The organism is Cyanobacteriota bacterium (genome assembly GCA_025054735.1).
Taxonomy (GTDB): domain Bacteria; phylum Cyanobacteriota; class Cyanobacteriia; order SKYG9; family SKYG9; genus SKYG9.
The window spans coordinates 1-1,498 of record JANWZG010000623.1; the positions used below are offsets into that span (position 1 = coordinate 1).

Sequence of the window (1,498 nt, forward strand, 5' to 3'; positions counted from 1 at the left end):
ATCGCGCTGACCTATTGCTTTATGTTTCATCAGGGTGTAAAGCACTGTTAGAAGTTGATGAAATCACTCTTCAGGCTGACCCTCAGTTACTGTGGCGGGTGATTCACCCTGACGATCGGGAGCTAGTGATACTAGCCATGCAGAAGGCTGCTACCAACGCTGCTAACTGGATACAAGATTGGCGGATTATCACACCCTCTGGGCAGCTCAAGTGGGTCAGTGGCACTGCCCATCCAGACCTGTTGCCCGATGGAGCAATTCTGTGGTTTGGCTATATGGTGGATGTCAGCGATCGTTATGCTGTTCAAGAAGAGCGAGAACAAGCCGAAGCCAAAACTAAGGCCCAGCAACAAATCTATAAGGCCATCTTAGACAATGTTCCCCATCGTGTCTGGTATAAAGATGTTGACAGTCGCTACATTGCTGTGAATGAGGCGTTTTGTCGGGCAATTAACCTAACTCCTGAGCATTTAATTGGCAAAAGCGAGTATGAAGTTTGGCCGCTAGAGCAGGCCCAGATGTTTATTGAAACTGACCAAGCAGCGATCGCCTCTGGCAAGCCTTACTACATGGAGCGATGCATTCCCTTGGCAGATGGCTCCTATCATTGGGTTATGACCATCAAAACCCCGGTATATGACGACGCTGGCAACGTCTTGGGGACTACGGGTATCTCTATGGATATTACCCCCCGTAAACAGGCAGAGTTAACGGTTCAGCAACTGAATACTGAACTTGAGGCCCGTGTCTATGAGCGAACAGCCGCCCTCCAAAATGCCCTGTCAGAATCCCAAGCGCTTAATGCTATTCTGGATAACCTCGTGGATGGGTTGCTAGTCACCAACACCCAAGGACGGATTATTCGCTACAATCCAGCGTTTGTTGATATGTTTGCGCTGGGTAGCCAGGATTTTTTGCACCAAGACTGTCAGCAACTAGCGTTGCCAGACCTAGCCAACTTAATTGACCAACTGCAACAGATTGCTGCTGGTTACAACCTAGTGGATGGTAGTCCTAGCATAGTGGACAGGCTAGGAACTGCAAACAACCATGTTGTCACTGCTGAAGTAGCACTGCGCAGTAACCGCGTTGGGCAAGCAGTTGCCTCGCTGATCTTCAAACAAACGGCTGATGGTGACGCTATACAATGGCTGGGATGTGCGGTCTTAATTCGGGATGTGACCCACGAGCGCGAGGTCGATCGCGTCAAGAATGAATTTATTGCTACCGTTTCCCATGAGTTACGAACCCCCCTGACATCGGTATTAGGGTTTACCTCCATCATTCGCGACAAGTTGCATGAACAAGTGTTTCCCTTGGTGCAGTCTATCTGCAATCAGACTCCTACAGATGAAACCAGAGTTGCCTCAGTCAGTTCCACTGCTGACTACAACCCTAGACCACCTAGTCCACTAGACCTGCTGCACACTACGCTATGCAAGATAGATGGAAATCTGGCAATTATTGTCAGTGAAGCAGAACGGCTAACGCTCCTGAT

1 protein-coding gene is annotated in these 1,498 nt (G+C 49.2%); it reads left to right on the top strand.

Going from position 1 to position 1,498, the window contains the following annotated elements; genetic code table 11:
* On the top strand, positions 1-1,498 hold a 1,498-nt coding region (locus NZ772_18815; GenBank protein MCS6815610.1), incomplete at both ends, for a PAS domain-containing protein.